This is a genomic window from Rahnella sp. P4_A8 (assembly GCF_056402435.1).
In genome coordinates, this window is sequence record NZ_JBFUHK010000002.1 from 190,727 (window position 1) to 209,973 (window position 19,247).

The following is a 19,247-nucleotide window of genomic DNA, read 5'->3' on the forward strand; positions in this document are numbered from 1 at the left end:
TCCCCGGGCACATCGGGTGCCCGTTATTCGATTTCGATTCGTTTAATTTTCATGCCGTCATCGGCCACCACCCGCACATCACGTCCGCCACAGTGCGGACACAGCAGCACGCCGGGGCTGAGTAAAGTGATGTCCTGCTGGCACGTGTAGCACCAGCTTTCTGCCGCCGGTGTGTGGAGATGCAATTCGCAACCTTCAGCGAGTGTTTCGCGGCACGCCAGTTCGAAGCAAAATTGCACCGCTTCAGGTTCGACGCAGGAAAACGCGCCAATTTCCATCCATACCGCCGTAATTCTCCGGGCATTATTTTGCCGTCCAAACTGTTGCATTATTTCCACGGCGTTCTGGCACAACGTAATCTCGTGCATTATTTCCCTCTCCGTCAGGAGATTAATAAACAGCGTATGGGAAGGTAAGTAGCAATATTGATGCCACAATTTTTCGACACGGAGACACGGAGAAGAAAACCGGATAGCGAAATAATCCCGGCGCAGTCCGTCATATATGTCGAAATACCGTGTCATCGACATGTCATTATGTTTTTCATGCAACCGGGCACACAGGTTTTAAATATCTTAACCTTTTAATAATAAAGCAGTTCTTAAACAAAACCGGAAACTGGCACGTTTTATGCCAGCAGGGATGTATGCGCCGTATTTTCGTCGTCACTTTCTGCATAAAGACGGACCGGAAAGGCACCTACGCACACCTCAATAACGGGTAATGACAATGAGCACTCTCAGCGAACTGACCAGTAAAGCGGATTATATAGCCAGCAAAAACAGCCATCTGAAATCACAATGGCGCCTGTATCAGAACAGCCTGACACAGGCCATAACCCATTCAAATAAAAAGATAAACCATGAATTCAGTTGCGGCGAAGATCAGGATATCCGCTTCACCCTGTTTAACCATTTTTCCGTCAGTATTCATCTCAGCGACGACTTCTACAGTCAGGATATCGTTTACAGCCTGAACATGGCGCACAGCGGTGAAGAACCCGACTTCAGAGCGTTTGCCCACGCCACGCTGAGTGAAGAAGGCCGGGTGGATGGCACCGTGGATATTAAAGATAAGAACGCCGTGCTGGAACATTATCTCAATAAAATATCGGCTATTTATCAGTGTATTTTCGACTCACTGAAAACTAATCAGCCCATTCATTCGCAACTCGATAAATTACTCGACCACGCCTGATTTACATTCAGAAATACATTATCACACCGGCATAACAGGAATGTTTTTCATTGCCGTTTTTTTACTGGGATCTATTCCGACATAAATGTCGAAATGTCAATTTAAGTGCCGATTTCGTCACCTTTGACGAAATACCAAGGAGACTTCATGAGCTTTAAAAATGCCATGAATCAATATGTGATAGCTGATCCGAAACTTTGTATTGGCTGCAATACCTGTATGGCCAGTTGTTCGCAGGAACACCAGCGTCACGGTTTACAATCTGCCCCCCGTTTGCAGGTGATGCGAAACCGTCTGGATTCCGCGCCGGTGATGTGTCACCAGTGTGAAGATGCCCCCTGCGCGCAGGTGTGTCCGGTTAATGCTATCACCCGTGAAAACGACGCGATTCATCTCAATGAAAGCCTCTGCGTCAGTTGCAAACTGTGCGGGCTTGCCTGCCCGTTCGGTGCCATCACCTTTTCCGGCAGCACGCCGCTGGACATGCCCGTCGACTGTAACACCTCAAAAGCGCCGCCCGCGCCGCGCCCGCCACGTGCGATCAGCCCTTTCCTGGATTGTGTGCCCGGGGTTCGCGCGGTGGCAGTGAAATGCGATTTATGCAGCTTCAGCCCTGAGGGTCCGGCATGCATCAAGACCTGTCCCACACAGGCCATCCGGCTTATCACGGCCAGTCTGTCTGACAATGCCAGCCAGCAAAAACGCCTGAATGCGATGAATGTATTCCCGGCCGGGCTGACATCCTTTAGTGCGCCTGACACGGAGGCCAAACAATGACGGCACTATTAGCGTTGGATCCGGCGTCACTGTTGACGCTGGCGCTGCTGGTCTGGGTTTTCAGCGGCATTATCTGCGGGTTACTGGCAGGAGCCGCGAAATTAAGCAGCCTGATTTCAGGCGCTGGCAGCATGGTGGCATCCGTGGCGGTTATTATCGCTGCGATTCAGATGGTTAACAGTGGCGCACCGGTGACCCTTACACTGCCGGTTCTGCCTTACCACGCCAGCTTCAGCCCGCTGAATGCATTGTTGTTACTGGCGATGTCGGTAACAGCCTTGTTCAGCAGCCTGTATGCCTGCGCATGGCTGGCGAATGCCCGTCCGCGCCAGCGCGCCCGTTCCGGGTTGTTATGCAATCTGCTGCTGGCGGCGCTGACTGCCGCGGCGATTTCCGCCAATGCGGCTGAACTGATCCTGATGATGGAAATGGCCGCGCTGTGTGCGTATTTCATGATCGTACAAGCCGACGATGTGAAAAGCCGCCGTGCCGGTCTGAATCAGTTTTTATCCGGCCGCCTCGGCACGCTGTGTCTGATCCTGGCGTTTGCGCTGCTGCATCACGCCAGCAGCAGTCTGGATTTTGAGGTTCTTCGCCACACCACGTTTACGCCAGGCATTAAATCGCTGGCTTTCCTGCTGGCACTGGCCGGTTTCGGACTCTACGCCGGGATTATCCCGCTGCACGCCTGGGTGCCGCAGTCGCATTCCAGCGCCCCCGCCCACGCCGCTGCCCTGTTCTCTTCGGCACTGATGAAAATCGGCATTATTGGCATCGTAAAAGTCGGTCTGGACTTGCTCGGCGCACCGCCACTCTGGTGGGGCCTGATGGTATTGCTTCTGGCAATCCTGACCGCATTTATCGGCGGCCTGTACGCGCTGATGGAGCACGATATCCGCCGTCTGCTGGCCTATCACACGCTGGAAAACGTCGGGATTATTTTGCTCGGCATCGGCAGCGCCATGGTGGGCGTGGCGCTGAATCTGCCGCTGCTGGCTTCGCTCGCCCTGCTGGCCGGATTGTTTCACCTGTTTAATCACGGGTTGTTTAAAACCGCGCTGTTCCTCGGTGCCGGTGAAATCGAAATGCAGACCGGCATTAAGGACATGGAAAAACTCGGCGGGATCGCCCGTCTGATGCCGTGGACCGCCGTGTCGATGCTGATTGCCCTGATGTCGATGGCTGCCCTGCCGCCGCTGAACGGCTTTGCCAGCGAATGGCTGCTGTATCAGTCGCTGTTCCAGCTGAGTGCGGGTCACGTGTTTATCGCACGTCTGCTCGGGCCGCTGCTGGCGGTCGGTCTGGCCCTGACCGGTGCGCTGGCGCTGATGTGTATTGCCAAAGTTTTCGGCGTCACTTTCTTAGGCACACCACGCAGTCCGGCGGCGGCAGACGCCACGCCTGCCCCGCGACTGATGACACTCAGCAGCGTATTGCTGGCGCTGTTGTGTGTGGTTTTCGGTGTCGCCTCGCCGTGGTTGATTCCGCACTTCTCCGCCGTTGCCGCCTCAGTGCTGAACGCGCCTGTTTTACAGGCCGCCGGACATGGCGCGGCGTTTTCCGCCACGTCTGCGGTATCCGCGCCGATGGTCGCCATTCTGCTGCTGGGCATGCCGCTGCTGCCGTGGATTGCCGCCACGGTATTGCGCGGTTCCCGTCTGCCAAACCGTTCACGCGGCGATGCCTGGGCCTGTGGCTACGGCCATTCCGCTGACATGGTGGTGACAGCGACGGGTTTTGCCCAACCGCTGCGCGTGATGTTTGCCCCGCTTTATCGCCTGCGTCAGCACATGACACCGGCTCCGCTGGTGGCCGCGCTGCACCGTGGCTGGCTGGGTGCCTTCTGCCGTCGTCTGGCTTTCATCGAACTGGCCGTGTTGCTGGTCGTGGCTTTTGCCTGAGGAACTGACTATGAACACTTCATTCTTACTCGCGGGTTCGTTGTGGCCGCTGGCGCTGATTCAGGCGATTGCGTTGCTGGCGCTCGCGCCGCTGTTTGCCGGATTCAGTCGCGTAATGCGCGCACGGATGCACAACCGTCAGGGACCGGGCGTGTTACAGGAATACCGTGATATCACCAAACTGCTGACCCGCCAGAGTGTCGCACCCGCCGCGGCCGGTGCGGCGTTTCGCAGCATGCCGTACCTGCTGACCGGCGGCTTACTGGTGATCGCCACCGCCCTGCCAGTGGTGACGCTGGCGTCGCCAATGGGCGCGGCGGGCGATCTGATCACGGTCATCTACCTGTTTGCCGTGGTGCGTTTTGTGTTTGCCATCGCCGGGCTGGATACCGGCAGCACCTTCACCGGCATCGGCGCCAGCCGTGAAGCGGTGCTTGGCGTACTGGTCGAGCCCATTCTGCTGCTCGGGCTGTGGATTGCGGCGCTGGTCGCCGGTTCCACCTCGCTTGGCGCCATTGCCGCCCGTGTTCTGCACTGGCCGCTGTCGTCTTCCTTAACCCTCGTTCTGGCCGGTCTGGCCTGTGCATTCGCGACCTATATCGAAATGGGCAAGCTGCCGTTCGACATGGCGGAAGCCGAGCAGGAATTACAGGAAGGCCCGCTGACCGAATACTCCGGCGCGGCGCTGGGCGTGCTGAAAATCGGCATCAGCCTGAAACAACTGGTGGTGTTGCAGCTATTCCTTGGTCTGTTTTTCCCGTTCGGACTGGCGGAGCAACTCACGCCGCTGACGTTGCTGACCGCCGTGGTGCTGTGTCTGGTGAAACTGCTGATCGCGGTATTTGTGGTGGCGCTCATCGAGAACAGCGTCGCCCGTCTGCGCTTTCTTAAAACTTCCCGCACCACCTGGGCGGGTTTCGGGCTGGCGTTTCTGGCGCTGGTTTCCTGGCTGGTCGCAGGCTGACCTGACATTTTTCTTGTCCCGCTGCGGCGGGAAGAGGCTTTGTAATGAGTGAGTTCAATACCGCATTAAATCAAAACCCGGTCGGTAAAGAGTATCTGGCCGCGCTGGCGAAGCAGTTTCCGTCGGCGATCTTAGGCAGTGAATGGCAGACCGACACGCAGGCGACCGTCACCATCAGGCTGAACTGGCTGCCGGAAGTGGTCGAATGGTTGTATTACCAGCAGGGCGGCTGGCTTTCCGTGTTATTCGGCAATGACGAACGTACGTTGTGCGGCAACTACGCGCTGTATTACGTGCTGTCGATGGAAAAAGGCGTGAAATGCTGGATCACTGTGCGCGCCGAAGTGGATCCTGTGTCGCTGGAATTCCCTTCCGTGACACCGCGCGTACCGGCAGCGGTCTGGGGCGAACGTGAAGTGCGTGATATGTACGGGTTGCGCCCGGTCGGGTTGCCGGACGAACGCCGTCTGGTGCTGCCGGATGACTGGCCGGACGATTTATACCCGCTGCGCAAAGACGCGATGGATTACCGTCAGCGCCCGGCACCTACCACGGACGAAGAAACCTATCCGTTTATTTCCGAAGCCAAAGAAGGCAGCAAAATTGTGCCGATTGGTCCGCTGCACGTCACTTCTGACGAACCGGGACACTTTCGTCTGTTCGTTGACGGTGAAGACATTATCGATGCCGATTACCGGCTGTTTTACGTGCACCGTGGCATGGAGAAACTGGCCGAAACCCGCATGGGCTACAACGAAGTCACCTTCCTCTCAGACCGCGTTTGCGGCATCTGCGGGTTCACGCACAGCGTGGCGTACACCTCTTCGGTCGAAAACGCGATGGGTATCGTGGTGCCGGAACGCGCCCAGATGATCCGTTCTATTCTGCTGGAAGTCGAACGTCTGCACAGCCATCTGCTGAACCTCGGGCTTGCCTGTCATTTTGTCGGTTTTGATTCCGGTTTCATGCAGTTTTTCCGCGTCCGTGAACAGTCGATGAAGATGGCAGAAATCCTGACCGGCGCGCGTAAAACCTACGGCATGAACCTGATCGGCGGCATCCGCCGTGACATCCTCAAAGACGACATGATCGCCACCATTGCGCTGGCGGGCAGCATGCGCCGGGATCTTAACGAGCTGGTGGATATCCTGCTCAGCACGCCAAATACCCGGCAGCGCAGTATCGGCGTCGGTATTCTGGATCCGCAGGTAGCGCGGGATTTCAGTAATGTCGGCCCGATGGTGCGCGGCAGCGGTCACCGCCGCGATATGCGACAGGATCACCCTTATGCCGGTTACGCCAAACTGCCATTTGAACTGTGCAGCGAAACCGGTAACGACGTTTATTCCCGCCTGAAAGTGCGCATCCACGAAGTGTTTAACGCCCTGAATATGATCGAGTTCGGCCTGCAAAGCCTGCCCGGCGGCCCGCTGGCGGTGGAAGGCTTTAATTATATTCCTCACCGTTTCGCCCTCGGTTTTGCTGAAGCACCACGCGGTGACGACATTCACTGGAGCATGACCGGCGACAACCAAAAGCTGTTCCGCTGGCGTTGCCGTGCGGCGACTTACGCCAACTGGCCGACGCTGCGTTACATGTTGCGCGGCAATACGGTCTCCGATGCGCCGCTGATTATCGGCAGTCTCGATCCTTGTTATTCCTGCACCGACCGCATGACGGTTGTCGATGTGCGTAAGAAAACGTCCATCGTCGTGCCTTACAAAGAGATCGAACGCTACGGCATCGAACGCAAAAATTCGCCGCTTTGAGGAGCTGCTCCCATCATGCTGAAACTGATTAAAAAAGTGCTTAAAACCGGCACCGCAACCGTGGCTTATCCGTTTAAGCCGCTGGATCTGGCAGCGAATTTTCGCGGCAAACCGCAATACACCGCACAGCAGTGTATTGCCTGCGGCGCATGTGCCAACGCCTGCCCGTCTAACGCGCTGACCATGACCACGGCAGAAGACGGCGAAACCCTCCGCTGGCAACTGTTCTTAGGCCGCTGCATTTTCTGCGCCCGCTGCGAGGAAGTCTGCCCGACGGCGGCCATCAGACTGTCGCAGGAATTTGAACTGGCAGTCTGGCGTAAAGAAGACCTGTTTGAGACCGCGGATTTCCCTATCTGTCACTGCCGTGCCTGCGGCAAACCTTACGCGGTACAAAAGGAAATCGACTTCGCACTCAGCCTGTTGCAGGAAAGCGCCGCCCTGAGCGACCGGCAAGTTGCTGACCGCCGGGAGCAGTATGAAACCTGCCCCGAATGCAAAAAACTGCACAGCCTTTCTTCCTCCGACCGTATTGATATTGGCCGGCACATGACCACGGAGGCTCATTCATGAGTCATAACCTGATTGCTCCGCGTGACGAAAATGGCCTGCCGGTACCCGTCACGCTGGATGAAAGCATTGCCAAACTGAAATCCACACTGCTTCACAGCATCCGCCGCTCAGCTTACGTTTACCGCGTGGACTGCGGCGGCTGTAACGGCTGTGAAATTGAGATTTTCGCGGCCATTTCCCCGCTGTTCGACGCCGAACGCTTTGGGATTAAAGTGGTCCCGTCGCCGCGTCACGCAGACATTTTGCTGTTCACCGGTGCCGTGACCCGCGCCATGCGTATTCCGGCGCTGCGCGCCTGGGATTCTGCGCCGGATCCGAAAATCTGCATTTCCTACGGCGCCTGCGGCAACAGCGGCGGCATCTTCCACGATCTGTATTGCGTGTGGGGCGGCACCGACAAAATCGTGCCGGTGGATGTGTATATTCCGGGTTGCCCGCCGACACCGGCCGCCACCATTTATGGTTTTGCGATGGCGCTGGGTTTGCTGGATCAGAAGATCAAAGGCCAGCAACACGATGAGGCGGCCACCGAACCGGCTCTGCTGCTGCACCCGGATTTACCGCAGCCGCTGCGCGTGTTGCTGGACCGCGAAGCGCGCCGGATGGCCGGTTACCGTTATGGCCGTCAGATTGCCGACACCTTTATGGATATCGTGGCCGCGCCCGGCTTACAACCCGTGGAACAGCGCGTTTCTGCATATCTTGAAGAACAAGGCGATCTGCGTCTCAACGAAATTGTCGGCAACCTGCAGCACATTTATCAGCAGGTTCTGCGTGGCGAGGTACACCTGTGATGACCTCCGTCAACGACCAGCGCTACGCGCGACATCAACCCTACGCCGGTCATCAGCCGGACAAGAACAAAGTGATTTTCTATTCGCTGAGCAGCAAGTTTGTCGATGAGAAAAGCGCCCTGAAACGCAGTTCGCAAAAAGTGCAGGAAGTGGTGTATTACAGCCTGGCGATCGGCCATCACCTCGGGGTGATCGACTGCCTGAAATCCCGTCTCGAATGCCCTCTCGACGGGTATATGCACTGGATTGACTGCCTGCCCGAAAACAGCGAAGCATATCGAAAACTGGCCGGTGTGCAGCGTTTCGGAGAGATCATTATCGACAGCAGCCACACCCACCTGCTGGCGCTGGCGCTGAGCGCTGCCCGCCCGTACATGAGTGATACGCAACAGGGCTGGAGCGATGCGCTGATCACCCTGCTTGCCCAGATTGAAAACGACCCCGCCATGTACCTGATGGTCAGGAGATACGATGCCTGATTTATCCTCCCGCTACGCATTGCTGTGCGTGGGCAACAGCATGATGGGCGACGACGGTGCCGGCCCGCGGCTGGCCGAACTGTGCGCTGAAAAACCGCTGTCCGGCTGGACTGTGGTTGACGGCGGTGCGGCACCAGAGAACGACATCGGTTATTTACGCGAACTGCGGCCTGCGCATCTGGTGATTGTCGATGCCACCGACATGGGGCTGGCGCCCGGTGAAATGCGCATTATCGATGAAGATGACATCGCTGAGATGTTCATGATGACCACCCACAATCTGCCGCTGACGTTCCTTATTCAGCAATTGCGTGAAGACATCCCGCAGATCACCTTTGTCGGCATTCAGCCGGACGTGGTGGCTTTTTACTTCCCGATGAGTGCCGCCGTTGAACAGGCCGTGAACCGCCTGTATCAGCTATTGCCTGCGCTGGATCAGGGGCTGGGAATCGCCCCTTTCCGGCCCGAAAGCCTCTGACAGCGGCTGTCGACATAACTGTCGATGCGGTGACGAAACAGACATGACATCAGCCCGACATTTCGTCATCGTTACGTCATTTTTATATAACCAACTGAAATACATAGATAAAAACAAGCATCCGAAACTGGCACGTTTTATGTATAGAAGTAGATGAAAACTTTTAACCCCCTGAATTAAAAGCACACTGAAATCCCCTAAGGCATTGGCATGGCAGGAAGGCGGCAAGCGAAGGAGTCCCGATGAGCTGACATGAGTCAGTGATTCGGGCGAGTGAACGCAGCCAACGCACCTGCGATGTCAAGGACGACGGGGATTTGGAGAGAAAAATGAACCGGTTTATCATCGCCGACCCTAAAAAATGCATCGGCTGTCGTACCTGTGAAATTGCCTGCGTGATGGCTCACAGTGAATCGCAGGATATTTCGCTGCTCAACGCCGCGACATTCGCACCGCGTCTGCACGTCATTAAAGGTGTCAATCTCAGTACACCGGTGATGTGTCGCCAGTGTGAAGATGCGCCCTGTGCCAACGTCTGTCCGAACGGCGCCATTCTTCGCACCGGAGATCATGTACAGGTGATGCAGGAACGCTGCATCGGCTGTAAGACCTGCGTTGTCGCCTGCCCGTACGGCGCCATGGAAGTCGTCACCAAACCCGTTTTCCGCCAGAACGGCGCGGCGATGGTCACCACCTCGGATAAAGCCGAGGCGCACAAATGCGACCTGTGCCACACCCGCGCTGAAGGCCCGGCCTGTATGGAAATCTGCCCGACCAAGGCACTTTTCGCTATCGACCGTAACCACTTACAGGAAATGAACGCAGAAAAACGCCGCCGCGCTGCGCTCGACAGCACCTCCCCGTTGCTGTTTTAACCCCGGATTAAGGAAGCAAGACCATGAAAAAAGTCACCACTGTCTGCCCGTATTGCGGCGCCGGATGTAAATTGAATCTGGTTGTAGATAACGGAAAAATCATCCGTGCGGAAGCCGCGAACGGCGTCACCAATCAGGGCGAACTGTGCCTGAAAGGCTATTACGGCTGGGATTTTCTCAATGACACCAAACTGCTGACCCCGCGCCTGACCCAGCCGCTCATCCGCCGCCAGAAAGGCGGAAAATTCGAAGCCGTCAGCTGGGATGAAGCCATCCGTTACACCGCACAGCGCCTGAAAGACATTAAACAAAAACACGGCCCGCGTTCCATTATGACCACCGGTTCTTCCCGCGGGACCGGCAATGAAACCAACTATGTGATGCAGAAATTTGCCCGTGCAGTGATCGGCACCAATAACGTCGACTGCTGCGCCCGCGTGTGTCACGGCCCGTCGGTGGCCGGTTTGCAGGCCACGCTCGGTAACGGCGCGATGAGTAATTCCATCGGCGATATCGAAAACTCAAAATGTCTGCTGGTGTTCGGCTATAACTGCGCGGATTCCCATCCCATCGTCGCGCGCCGTGTGATCAAAGCGAAAGAAAAAGGCGCGCAGATCATCGTCTGCGACCCCCGCCGCATCGAAACCGCACGTATTGCCGATCAGCATCTGCAAATCAAAAACGGCTGCAACATGGCGCTGGTAAATGCCTTTGCCCACGTGTTGATCGAAGAAGATCTGTATGACCATGACTATGTCGCGAAATACACCGAAGGCTTTGAGGAATACCGCAAAAATGTGGCGGATTACTCACCGGAAGCCGTGGCAGAACAGACCGGTGTTTCTGCGCAGCAAATCCGTCAGGCGATGCGCACTTACGCCGCTGCACCTTCAGCCACCATCATGTGGGGCATGGGCGTCACCCAGTTTGGTCAGGCGGTTGACGTGGTAAAAGGTCTGGCAGGGCTGGCTTTGCTGACCGGTAATCTTGGCCGCGCCAACGTCGGCGTCGGACCGGTACGCGGTCAGAATAATGTGCAGGGTGCCTGTGATATGGGCGTGCTGCCGAATGAATTCCCGGGCTATCAGTCCGTCACTGATCCGAAAGTTCGCGCGAAATTCGCCGATGCCTGGGGCATTGACGTGAATCAGATGGACACCGAAGTCGGTCACCGTATCACGGAAATCCCGCATCTGGCCCTTGAAGGCAAAGTTAAAGCCTATTACATCATGGGTGAAGATCCGTTGCAGACCGAAGCCGATTTAGGTCTGGTGCGCAAAGGCTTTGAAGCACTGGAATTCGTGGTGGTTCAGGACATCTTCATGACCAAAACCGCCGAGCAGGCCGACGTGATTTTACCGGCCACTTCCTGGGGCGAACACGGCGGTGTCTTCTCCTGCGCAGACCGTGGCTTCCAGCGCTTCGAGAAAGCCATCGAACCAAAATATAACGTCAAGCGCGACTGGGACATTATCAGCCTGCTGGCGACCGAAATGGGTTATCCGATGCATTACAACGATAACCAGGAAATCTGGGACGAAATGCGCAGCCTGTGTCCGCTGTTTTACGGCGCCACCTACGAAAAAATGGGCGAACTGGGACACGTGCAGTGGCCTTGTACCACGCTTGAAAGCCCGGGGACGCCATATCTGTATGCCGACAATCACTTCGATACCCCGACCGGTAAAGGCCAGTTGTTTGCCGCACCGTGGCGCGCACCGGCTGAAGTGCCGGACGGCGATTATCCGCTGGTGTTGTGTACCGTGCGTGAAGTCGGTCACTACTCCTGCCGTTCAATGACCGGTAACTGTGCGGCATTGCAAACGCTGGCTGATGAACCGGGCTTCGTGCAGATGCACCCGGTGGACGCCCAGGCGCTGGGTATCCGTGATCAGCAACTGGTCTGGGTGGCATCACGCCGTGGCAAAGTCATTTCCCGCGCCAACTACAACGAACGTATCAACCCGGGTGCGGTGTACATGACGTATCAGTGGTGGATCGGTGCCTGTAATGAACTGACCCAGGACAATCTCGACCCGATTTCCAAAACGCCGGAAACCAAATACTGCGCGGTGAAAGTCGAGCAGATCGCCGATCAGCGCTGGGCAGAGAACTACGCTCATCAGACTTACAGCGACATGAAAGCGCGCCTGCGCAGCGCCGTGGAAGATGTGATCCCGGTGGTTGAGGTTTAGTTTTTAAGCTCCTCCCCCTTCGCAGGGGGAGGAGCAAAACCCCCCTGAGATTTAAGAGGTATTTATGTCTGATTCCGGTCTGCTCATTCGCGTCTGCGGCAAAGTCCAGGGCGTCGGTTTCCGACCTTTTATCTGGCAACTGGCCGACCGTCTGCAGCTCCGGGGGGAAGTGTGTAATGACAGCGCGGGTGTGGAAATCAGGCTGCTTCAGCCGGTCAATCTCGAACTTTTTATTGAACAATTACAGCGCGACTGCCCGCCGCTGGCGCGCATCGACAGCATCAGCTTCAATCCTTTCGACTGGCAGACGCTTCCGCAAAATTTCACTATCGCTGACAGCCGTCACAGCCGGATGGATACGCAGGTGGTGCCCGACGCGGCGACCTGCCCGGAATGCCTGAAAGACATCACCCGCCCGGGTGATCGTCGTTTCGGCTACGCCTTCACCAACTGCACACATTGCGGCCCGCGTTTTACACTGATCCGCGCCATGCCTTATGACCGCCCTTCCACCAGCATGGCGGAATTTACATTGTGTCCGCACTGTCAGCAGGAATATCAGAACCCCGCCGACCGGCGGTTTCACGCGCAGCCGGTCGCCTGCCCGCAGTGCGGGCCGCAGGTCAGCGCGACGTTGCAAAATGGCGACATGCTGGCGCAAGGAGATGCGGCGCTGGAATACGCGGTTGCAGCATTACGCGCGGGTAAAATCGTCGCTATTAAAGGGCTGGGAGGCTTTCATCTGGCCTGCGATGCCACGCAGCAAAACGCGGTGATGCGGCTGCGCGAACGTAAACAGCGTCCGTCAAAACCGCTGGCGGTGATGCTGCCGGACATCGGCTGGCTGGCAGAATGCAGCGATGAAAGCCCGCCATTTGCACTGCGCGAAATGCTGGAGTCACCGGCCGCGCCCATCGTACTGGCAACGAAAAGCGCGATGTCGCCGCTGTGCGCGGCAATCGCGCCGGAACTGGACGAAGTCGGACTGATGCTGCCGTTTACCCCGCTGCATCATTTGCTGATGCAGACAGTGGATACTCCGCTGGTGATGACCTCCGGAAATGCGAACGGTTGTGCCCCCGTGCTGACTAATGCGGCTGCGCTGTTGCAACTCGATGGCATTGCAGACATGTGGCTGTTGCATAACCGCGATATCGTCCAGCGCGCCGATGATTCGCTGCTGCGTGTGACGCCGCACGGTACTGAAATGCTGCGCCGCGCACGCGGCTATGTGCCCGATGCTTTTACGTTGCCTGACGGATTCGATGCCCAGCCGTCGCTGCTGGCACTGGGCGGTGACCTCAAAAATACCTTCTGTCTGGTGCGCGGTGATCAGGCGATTCTCAGCGCACATTTCGGGTCACTCACCCGCAGCGATATTGCCGGACAGCAGCAGCAGGCGATTGAACATTTTCAGCACCTTTATGACTGTATGCCGCTGGCGGTGGCCCGTGATGCACATCCGGCGTATATCAGTCATGTGCAGGCGGAAAGTCACGGTGTACGCATGATTGATGTTCTTCATCATCACGCTCATATCACCGCGTGTCTGGCGGAACATCACTGGCCGCTGGATGGCAGCAAGGTCATCGGGCTGGCGCTTGACGGGCTGGGTTATGGTATTGCTGACGATAAAACCGGTGCCCTGTGGGGCGGTGAGTGTTTACAGGTGGATTATCTGCACTGTGAACATTTAGGCGGATTGCCTGCCGTTGCGCTGCCGGGTGGCGACCGGGCCGCGCGGGAACCGTGGCGGAATTTGCTGGCGCAGTGGCAGGCGTTTGTGCCGGACTGGCAGACACGCCCGGAGGCAAAGGTGTTGCAGGCATTTCCGTGGTTACCGCTCTCCAGAGCCATCACCGCCGGGATTAATGCCCCGCTGGCGTCTTCCTGCGGGCGCTTGTTTGATGCCGTCGCCGCCGCACTCGGCTGTACGCCTGCGCAACTGAGCTGGGAAGGCGAAGCGGCATGCCGTCTGGAAGCGCTGGCACAACGTGCACAGGGTATTTCGCATCCGGTCACGATGCCACTGCGGCATACGCCGTCGGGCACTTTTCTGGATTTAGCGACGTTCTGGCAGCAATGGCTCGGCTGGAATGCCACGCCTGCCGCACGGGCTTTCGCTTTTCACGACGCGCTGGCGCAAGGCTTTGCCGCCCTCGCCTGCTACCACGCGGTGAGAACCGGCACCCGTACTGTCGCACTGGGTGGCGGCGTGCTGCATAACCGCCTGCTGCGCCAGCTTTTACATCATTATTTAGCACCCCTTCGCGTGCTGATGCCGCAAAACGTGCCCGCCGGAGACGGCGGGCTGGCTTTGGGTCAGGCCGTTATCGCCTGCGCCCGTCTGCAATTTTCTTCTGGTTTTAACAACAAGGACTCCCATGATTAACCGTGATTTTTTTCACACACACCGTCGTGCTTTCTGGCTGCTGATCGGGCTGCTGGCAATCAATTTACTGGCCTGGGGCTGGGCACTGGTGGTGTTTCGCCACAATGCGGCGCTGGTGGCGGCGGCCTTGCTGGCTTACGGTTACGGGCTGCGTCATGCCGTCGATGCCGATCATATTGCAGCTATCGATAACGTTACCCGCAAGCTGATGCAACAGGGTCAGCGTCCGGTGGCCGTCGGGGCATTTTTCTCCCTCGGACATTCCAGCATTGTGGTACTGGCCTGCGTGGCGATCGCCGCAACGTCACTGATGTTTGGCAACAAAATTGGCTGGTTGCACGATTATGGCAGCACTATCGGCACGATGGTTTCCGCACTGTTTTTACTGATGATGGCCCTGCTGAATGCGCTGATCCTGCGCGATGTTTACCGCCGTTTTCAGAAGATCAAACAGGGCAAAAGCTTTCCGGACGCCGGAGAAACCCACGCGATGCAGGGAGGTGTGATGAGCCGGTTATTCAGCTTTGCATTTAATCTGGTGAATAAAAGCTGGCAGATGTATCTGGTGGGATTTTTGTTCGGGCTGGGTTTTGATACCGCCACGGAAATTGGCCTGTTGGGGATTTCCGCTGCGGGGGCCTCTTCCGGCATGTCCGTATGGAGCATTCTGGTATTTCCGGCGTTGTTCGCCAGCGGCATGGCACTGGTCGATTCGCTGGATAACTTTGTCATGGTCGGCGCTTACGGCTGGGCGTTCGATAAACCGGTGCGAAAGCTCTATTACAACATGACGATTACAGCCACCAGCGTGATGATCGCTCTGTTTATCGGCGGCCTGGAAGCACTCGGACTGATGGCCGATAAACTGGATTTACACGGCGGAATATGGGCGGTTGTCGAACGCCTGAATGAGAATATGGGCAGCGTCGGCTATGCAGCCGTGGCGATTTTCGTCGTGTTCTGGGGCATCTCTGTCCTTAATTATCGCCGCAAAGGCTATGACAATCTGGCGGTGTGATCCGCCCGGTATCAGGCGTCATTCGGCAAGGTAAGCTGCTTTTCCAGACGCAGTTTGTCGCCGTCCGTAATGGTTATCATAATTTGTGTTTTCCCGCCGGGCTGGACGGCAAAACGCATCTGTCCCAGAGGCTGTGGCTGATTGGCGGAAAGATTCACATTGTGGCTCTGGCGGCTGGTGCTGGTGCCTGCGGTGCTTTCCTGCAAAACAGAAACCGCCACCTGACAGGAACAGGCTTTGGTGAGACTGACCATCGGGGTAATAACATAATTCTGCGCCTCGTTGTGCGTATCAAACCAAAGCTGGTTGGACATCACGGCGGCGATCAGCAGTAAGTGCATAGCGTTTATCCTCAGGGTTCCGTCGAAAAAAAACAGGGCTAGTGCCCTGTTCTGCTTTACTCCTCCCCTTCGCAGGGGAGGGAACACTAATCAGTTTTGTGACGCGTAGGCCAGGTTCGCGGTACCGACCTGAGTAATGCTGGTCAGAGAGCCATTGGCACCTTGTGAAGCCTGGGCATAGTTGCCTGAACCGTTCTGGGACACGAGCACTTTGCTGCCGTTAGCGCTCTGAGAAACGTTAGCGCCGTTGTATTCACCTTTTTGTACCACACTGATCAGGCTGCCATCACCGGTCTGAGTCGTCCCGGCGCTATTTCTGTAGCCATCCTGACTGATTGCGGTCAGCGATTTTTGTGCGCCAGATTGAGTGGCATTCGCCAGGTTTGCCGTGCCCTGCTGGTAAATCTGAATTTCAGAATTCCACTGAGTGGCTGTGAATGTCGGCACAGTTGATGAAGGTGGATTATGACCGTGGTCAGAGCCCCCCCCGCCATGACCAGGACTGGTTGCAAATGCACTGCCACTGACGACTAAAGCGGAGACTGCCACAATTTTCCAAAGTTTCATGATGCTACCCCATTGGTTTAATATCGGATGTTTGGTGTGTTAATGCTGTGTCACTCTAATCGCCATTCCTGACGAATTTTGCACGACGCCGCTGCTCTGGTTCGTACCATTCTGGCGAATTTCCGTCACACTCCGGCCTTTTTGCAGAATGTATGCGGTATTGCCAAAATTCTGTTGCGTAATGGATGCATCCCCGCCACCGGTTTGCGATACGTAGGCAAAATTATCGCTGCCGCTTTGGGATATATCCGCGTTATTTCCATTACCTCGCTGATTCACCAGCGCAGTATTCTCTGACCCGGACTGACGGATAACGCCGGAATTTCCAGAACCCGTCTGATAAGTGGTGGCCAGATTGTTATTACCGTTCTGATAAATCACTGACGAATTCCCCGATGAATTCCTTGCGCCAGCAAAAATCTGATCCGGCACCTCAGAATTCATTTCCGGATAGGCCATATCAAATTGCTGTGCATGAATGCCCCAGGAGGCTGAAAGTAACGCCAGGGTCAATAAAGTCTTTTTCATTTCGTCACCCTGTATATACCGGCACCACACTTTGCTTACCGGCTAATTGCTGCTGACGAATTGATTATGGTGTTTGTTCAAAATAAGGAACTCACCCGCTCGTCGTATTTTAATTTCAGACTTCATCAAAAAGCATGAGGCGGTATTTATCATACGGATTGACCAGCGCGTCTCAGTAAAAGGTCAGCACGGCTAATCAACCCATGGCATTAATCCTAAAGTTACAGAGCAAACCGTTTTAAATAATCACAAAAATGCAACTATTCTTAATTTTCTCTGAAACTAAAACAGCCCTAAAAGAGATCCCCCGCACATTTCCACCCCTTAACAGTCGCTTAAAAATGCCTTCCCGCTGCCTTGCGGCGCGGTTTAACAGGGCATAAAGAAGCCTGCAGATGTGCTCACCTAAGTAAAATCAATACGAAAAGATAAACAAGTTTGAGTTATTTAAGGCGAAATACGCAGCCGGCTGGTGTTTGAGCCCCCTTAATTCGCAGCGCTATCTGACAAATATGCTGTCTTAACAAGGCCAAACGTTAAGATAGTGTAAATTTATTACTTAAGCCCTCTTTAATAGGGCGGAATTTAATTTCCCGGAATACATAAGGAAAGCTTTATACATTTTCAGTTACATTTTGAAACATAAATAAGCCTTGCGTAAGGTAAACCAAAAGCTAAATTGAGTCAGTACCGCACATAAACCACCTGGAAATATTATGTGCCTCAGGTTGTGAATATTTGCTACTTTCAGATATGCACAGCAAACATACAGCTATAGATTTAGCAAAATAAAATCTCAGTCTATTCCGTGCCTTTTCAATATTCAGGCAGTGGCAGACTGTGGCTATAAAAATCAGGGCAGGGTTTCATTATGAGTAATGAAGCAGCAATCAATAATAATATTCTTTTATTAGTGACCAAACCATCATTACAAGCCAGTGCTTTATTGCAACAATTAAAACAGCAACTTTGTGTCAATACCCGGCTGCATAATATCCATAAATCACTTGAGGATCAGGCGCTTCAACAGGCATTAATTCTCTTCGATATGATGGAAGCCGATCGCCGGACAATTGAACTGTGGCAAACAGCTATTAACCGCTATCACGACAACGTGAAGTTATTATTATTAAACACACCTGATAATTATCATTTTCGGGAAATTGAAACCTGGCCGGGGATCAGCGCCGTTTTTTATCTCTCCACTGACGAAGAACATCTGGTGGAAGGGATCAGAAGCGTGATCCGCGGAGAATGTTACTTCTCTCAGGGCTTCGCCAGTTACCTGATCAATCAGTCCGGTGCTTTCCGTCATCTTCACTCAGAAGAAACCGGCCTGACCCATCGTGAAAAAGAGATCCTCAATAAGTTACGTGTGGGCGCCTCGAACACGGAAATCGCGCGTTTGCTGTTTATCAGCGAGAACACCGTCAAGACGCATCTCTATAATTTATTTAGAAAAATCTCGGTTAAAAACCGTACCCAGGCGGCGTCCTGGGCGAATGACAATCTCAAGCGCTGACATCATGACTATTTGCATAAAGGGCTTCTGGCTCTGGCTGGCGCTGTTATGCGCCACCTGCCTGCATGTTCAGGCTGCGGATATAAAAGACCCGGGGCTTATCACCGACAGAACCGTGACATCGGTCGGCCACGATTTTTACCGTGGCTTTACCGGCAAATGGGAACAGAACTACCCGGAAACCATCACCATTTCAGAAAGGCCCAGCGCCCGCTGGGGGAGCTGGATCACCATAAAAATAGGTCAGGACACCCTGTATCAGACTTTGCTGTTTCCCAACCGGCGCAATTTTAATAAGGACGTCGATACCGCCATTGCCGGTGTAACCGAAGCGTTATCACGGCGGCAATTAGACAAAGCGTTACTGGGCACCGGGGATCTCGCCCATGACGAATTTTAATGCACAGCCTCTTAAGGAGAGCATCGTGAATATTCCAGTCTCAGCTTCGCGTTCAGTCATGCTGCTGGCATTGCTGACGGCGTCCCCGGTTTCCTGGGGCGGCAATATGGTTTTCCAGTTCATCAACCCGAATTTCGGCGGCAACCCGAATAATGGCGCGTTCCTGCTCAACGAAGCTCAGGCGCAAAACTCCTATAAAGACCCCGATGCGTATGACTTCGGGTCCACCTCGACGTCTGCACTGGACAATTTCACCGCCTCGATTCAGTCACAATTGCTGGGCAGCCTGATGGGCAACGTCAATCAGGGAAAACCGGGGCGGCTGGTAACACAGGACTTTATCGTGGATATCCAGAATACCGACGGACAGCTGGTGATGAATGTCACTGACCGCAAGACCGGTAAAATTTCCACTATTCAGGTTCAGGGTTTGTCCGCCACCACCAACTGATTCCGACGACCAATAAAAACAGGAAC

Annotated in this window: 20 protein-coding genes; 16 read left to right on the forward strand and 4 right to left on the reverse strand. The window is 55.2% G+C overall.

Annotation, left to right across the window (positions count from 1 at the left end; translation table 11 throughout):
- Nucleotides 1–23: 23 nt before the first annotated feature.
- Complete coding sequence (gene hypA, locus AC1DUO_RS01995) at nucleotides 24–368, reverse strand: hydrogenase maturation nickel metallochaperone HypA (RefSeq protein ID WP_013574488.1); 345 nt, start codon at nucleotides 366–368, stop codon at nucleotides 24–26.
- 361 nt (nucleotides 369–729) lie between these two features.
- On the opposite strand from hypA, the gene hycA reads away from it, so the two are divergent.
- The 13 genes from hycA (at nucleotide 730) to AC1DUO_RS02060 (ending at nucleotide 15,412) form a co-directional block, all read left to right on the forward strand.
- A complete protein-coding gene (gene hycA / locus AC1DUO_RS02000; protein ID WP_013574487.1) occupies nucleotides 730–1,197 on the forward strand; it encodes a formate hydrogenlyase regulator HycA in 468 nt (155 codons plus the stop codon).
- Nucleotides 1,198–1,362: 165 nt separating this feature from the next.
- On the forward strand, nucleotides 1,363–1,974 hold the full coding sequence (locus AC1DUO_RS02005) for a 4Fe-4S dicluster domain-containing protein (protein ID WP_183065344.1): 612 nt from the start codon (nucleotides 1,363–1,365) through the stop codon (nucleotides 1,972–1,974).
- Complete coding sequence (locus tag AC1DUO_RS02010) at nucleotides 1,971–3,875, forward strand: proton-conducting transporter transmembrane domain-containing protein (protein ID WP_121019559.1); 1,905 nt, start codon at nucleotides 1,971–1,973, stop codon at nucleotides 3,873–3,875. The genes AC1DUO_RS02005 and AC1DUO_RS02010 overlap by 4 nt, the downstream gene beginning before the upstream one ends.
- A gap of 10 nt (nucleotides 3,876–3,885) precedes the next feature.
- Nucleotides 3,886–4,839: a respiratory chain complex I subunit 1 family protein gene (locus tag AC1DUO_RS02015; protein ID WP_112151242.1), complete on the forward strand. Its 954-nt coding sequence runs from the start codon at nucleotides 3,886–3,888 to the stop codon at nucleotides 4,837–4,839.
- Nucleotides 4,840–4,883: 44 nt separating this feature from the next.
- Nucleotides 4,884–6,608: a hydrogenase large subunit gene (locus tag AC1DUO_RS02020; RefSeq protein WP_015689510.1), complete on the forward strand. Its 1,725-nt coding sequence runs from the start codon at nucleotides 4,884–4,886 to the stop codon at nucleotides 6,606–6,608.
- A 15-nt stretch (nucleotides 6,609–6,623) separates the two neighbouring features.
- Nucleotides 6,624–7,181, forward strand: a complete 558-nt coding sequence (locus tag AC1DUO_RS02025) for a formate hydrogenlyase complex iron-sulfur subunit (RefSeq protein ID WP_013574482.1) — start codon at nucleotides 6,624–6,626, stop codon at nucleotides 7,179–7,181.
- Nucleotides 7,178–7,975, forward strand: a complete 798-nt coding sequence (locus AC1DUO_RS02030) for an NADH-quinone oxidoreductase subunit B family protein (protein WP_013574481.1) — start codon at nucleotides 7,178–7,180, stop codon at nucleotides 7,973–7,975. Before AC1DUO_RS02025 ends, AC1DUO_RS02030 begins: the two co-directional genes overlap by 4 nt.
- Entirely contained in the window at nucleotides 7,975–8,454 is a 480-nt protein-coding gene (gene hycH, locus AC1DUO_RS02035) for a formate hydrogenlyase maturation protein HycH (protein ID WP_013574480.1), read from the forward strand. Before AC1DUO_RS02030 ends, hycH begins: the two co-directional genes overlap by 1 nt.
- Nucleotides 8,447–8,932, forward strand: a complete 486-nt coding sequence (gene hycI, locus AC1DUO_RS02040) for a hydrogenase maturation peptidase HycI (protein ID WP_121019561.1) — start codon at nucleotides 8,447–8,449, stop codon at nucleotides 8,930–8,932. The genes hycH and hycI overlap by 8 nt, the downstream gene beginning before the upstream one ends.
- A gap of 329 nt (nucleotides 8,933–9,261) precedes the next feature.
- The gene (gene hydN / locus AC1DUO_RS02045; RefSeq protein WP_013574478.1) at nucleotides 9,262–9,807 is read left to right on the forward strand and encodes an electron transport protein HydN; all 546 of its coding nucleotides are present in this window, start codon (nucleotides 9,262–9,264) and stop codon (nucleotides 9,805–9,807) included.
- A 23-nt stretch (nucleotides 9,808–9,830) separates the two neighbouring features.
- A complete protein-coding gene (gene fdhF, locus AC1DUO_RS02050) occupies nucleotides 9,831–12,002 on the forward strand; it encodes a formate dehydrogenase subunit alpha (protein ID WP_015689505.1) in 2,172 nt (723 codons plus the stop codon).
- 64 nt (nucleotides 12,003–12,066) lie between these two features.
- Complete coding sequence (gene hypF / locus AC1DUO_RS02055) at nucleotides 12,067–14,394, forward strand: carbamoyltransferase HypF (RefSeq protein ID WP_112151245.1); 2,328 nt, start codon at nucleotides 12,067–12,069, stop codon at nucleotides 14,392–14,394.
- Nucleotides 14,387–15,412, forward strand: a complete 1,026-nt coding sequence (locus tag AC1DUO_RS02060; protein ID WP_112151246.1) for a HoxN/HupN/NixA family nickel/cobalt transporter — start codon at nucleotides 14,387–14,389, stop codon at nucleotides 15,410–15,412. Before hypF ends, AC1DUO_RS02060 begins: the two co-directional genes overlap by 8 nt.
- Nucleotides 15,413–15,423: 11 nt before the next feature.
- On the opposite strand, the gene csgC is transcribed toward AC1DUO_RS02060, so the two are convergent.
- From csgC to AC1DUO_RS02075, 3 genes are all read right to left on the reverse strand, one after another.
- Entirely contained in the window at nucleotides 15,424–15,753 is a 330-nt protein-coding gene (csgC, locus tag AC1DUO_RS02065) for a curli assembly chaperone CsgC (protein WP_013574474.1), read from the reverse strand.
- Nucleotides 15,754–15,843: 90 nt separating this feature from the next.
- A complete protein-coding gene (gene csgA, locus AC1DUO_RS02070) occupies nucleotides 15,844–16,320 on the reverse strand; it encodes a curli major subunit CsgA (protein WP_013574473.1) in 477 nt (158 codons plus the stop codon).
- A gap of 39 nt (nucleotides 16,321–16,359) precedes the next feature.
- Complete coding sequence (locus AC1DUO_RS02075) at nucleotides 16,360–16,848, reverse strand: curlin (protein ID WP_013574472.1); 489 nt, start codon at nucleotides 16,846–16,848, stop codon at nucleotides 16,360–16,362.
- Nucleotides 16,849–17,719: 871 nt separating this feature from the next.
- On the opposite strand from AC1DUO_RS02075, the gene csgD reads away from it, so the two are divergent.
- The 3 genes from csgD to csgF are packed head-to-tail and all read left to right on the forward strand — an operon-like array spanning nucleotide 17,720 to nucleotide 19,221.
- On the forward strand, nucleotides 17,720–18,370 hold the full coding sequence (gene csgD, locus AC1DUO_RS02080) for a biofilm master transcriptional regulator CsgD (RefSeq protein ID WP_013574471.1): 651 nt from the start codon (nucleotides 17,720–17,722) through the stop codon (nucleotides 18,368–18,370).
- Entirely contained in the window at nucleotides 18,351–18,770 is a 420-nt protein-coding gene (gene csgE / locus AC1DUO_RS02085; RefSeq protein ID WP_013574470.1) for a curli production assembly/transport protein CsgE, read from the forward strand. Before csgD ends, csgE begins: the two co-directional genes overlap by 20 nt.
- Before the next feature lie 58 nt (nucleotides 18,771–18,828).
- Nucleotides 18,829–19,221 (forward strand): curli production assembly/transport protein CsgF, encoded by a 393-nt coding sequence (csgF, locus tag AC1DUO_RS02090; protein WP_369794818.1) that lies wholly within the window; start codon nucleotides 18,829–18,831, stop codon nucleotides 19,219–19,221.
- Nucleotides 19,222–19,247 lie beyond the last annotated feature (26 nt).

Excerpts from the sequence above, each read along its gene's own strand:
- hypA (WP_013574488.1), bottom strand. The coding sequence starts at position 368 with ATGCACGAGATTACGTTGTGCCAGAACGCCGTGGAAATAATGCAACAG.
- hycA (WP_013574487.1), top strand. The coding sequence starts at position 730 with ATGAGCACTCTCAGCGAACTGACCAGTAAAGCGGATTATATAGCCAGC.
- AC1DUO_RS02005 (WP_183065344.1), top strand. The coding sequence starts at position 1,363 with ATGAATCAATATGTGATAGCTGATCCGAAACTTTGTATTGGCTGCAAT.
- AC1DUO_RS02010 (WP_121019559.1), top strand. The coding sequence starts at position 1,971 with ATGACGGCACTATTAGCGTTGGATCCGGCGTCACTGTTGACGCTGGCG.
- AC1DUO_RS02015 (WP_112151242.1), top strand. The coding sequence starts at position 3,886 with ATGAACACTTCATTCTTACTCGCGGGTTCGTTGTGGCCGCTGGCGCTG.
- AC1DUO_RS02020 (WP_015689510.1), top strand. The coding sequence starts at position 4,884 with ATGAGTGAGTTCAATACCGCATTAAATCAAAACCCGGTCGGTAAAGAG.
- AC1DUO_RS02025 (WP_013574482.1), top strand. The coding sequence starts at position 6,624 with ATGCTGAAACTGATTAAAAAAGTGCTTAAAACCGGCACCGCAACCGTG.
- AC1DUO_RS02030 (WP_013574481.1), top strand. The coding sequence starts at position 7,178 with ATGAGTCATAACCTGATTGCTCCGCGTGACGAAAATGGCCTGCCGGTA.
- hycH (WP_013574480.1), top strand. The coding sequence starts at position 7,975 with ATGACCTCCGTCAACGACCAGCGCTACGCGCGACATCAACCCTACGCC.
- hycI (WP_121019561.1), top strand. The coding sequence starts at position 8,447 with ATGCCTGATTTATCCTCCCGCTACGCATTGCTGTGCGTGGGCAACAGC.
- hydN (WP_013574478.1), top strand. The coding sequence starts at position 9,262 with ATGAACCGGTTTATCATCGCCGACCCTAAAAAATGCATCGGCTGTCGT.
- fdhF (WP_015689505.1), top strand. The coding sequence starts at position 9,831 with ATGAAAAAAGTCACCACTGTCTGCCCGTATTGCGGCGCCGGATGTAAA.
- hypF (WP_112151245.1), top strand. The coding sequence starts at position 12,067 with ATGTCTGATTCCGGTCTGCTCATTCGCGTCTGCGGCAAAGTCCAGGGC.
- AC1DUO_RS02060 (WP_112151246.1), top strand. The coding sequence starts at position 14,387 with ATGATTAACCGTGATTTTTTTCACACACACCGTCGTGCTTTCTGGCTG.
- csgC (WP_013574474.1), bottom strand. The coding sequence starts at position 15,753 with ATGCACTTACTGCTGATCGCCGCCGTGATGTCCAACCAGCTTTGGTTT.
- csgA (WP_013574473.1), bottom strand. The coding sequence starts at position 16,320 with ATGAAACTTTGGAAAATTGTGGCAGTCTCCGCTTTAGTCGTCAGTGGC.
- AC1DUO_RS02075 (WP_013574472.1), bottom strand. The coding sequence starts at position 16,848 with ATGAAAAAGACTTTATTGACCCTGGCGTTACTTTCAGCCTCCTGGGGC.
- csgD (WP_013574471.1), top strand. The coding sequence starts at position 17,720 with ATGAGTAATGAAGCAGCAATCAATAATAATATTCTTTTATTAGTGACC.
- csgE (WP_013574470.1), top strand. The coding sequence starts at position 18,351 with ATGACAATCTCAAGCGCTGACATCATGACTATTTGCATAAAGGGCTTC.
- csgF (WP_369794818.1), top strand. The coding sequence starts at position 18,829 with ATGCTGCTGGCATTGCTGACGGCGTCCCCGGTTTCCTGGGGCGGCAAT.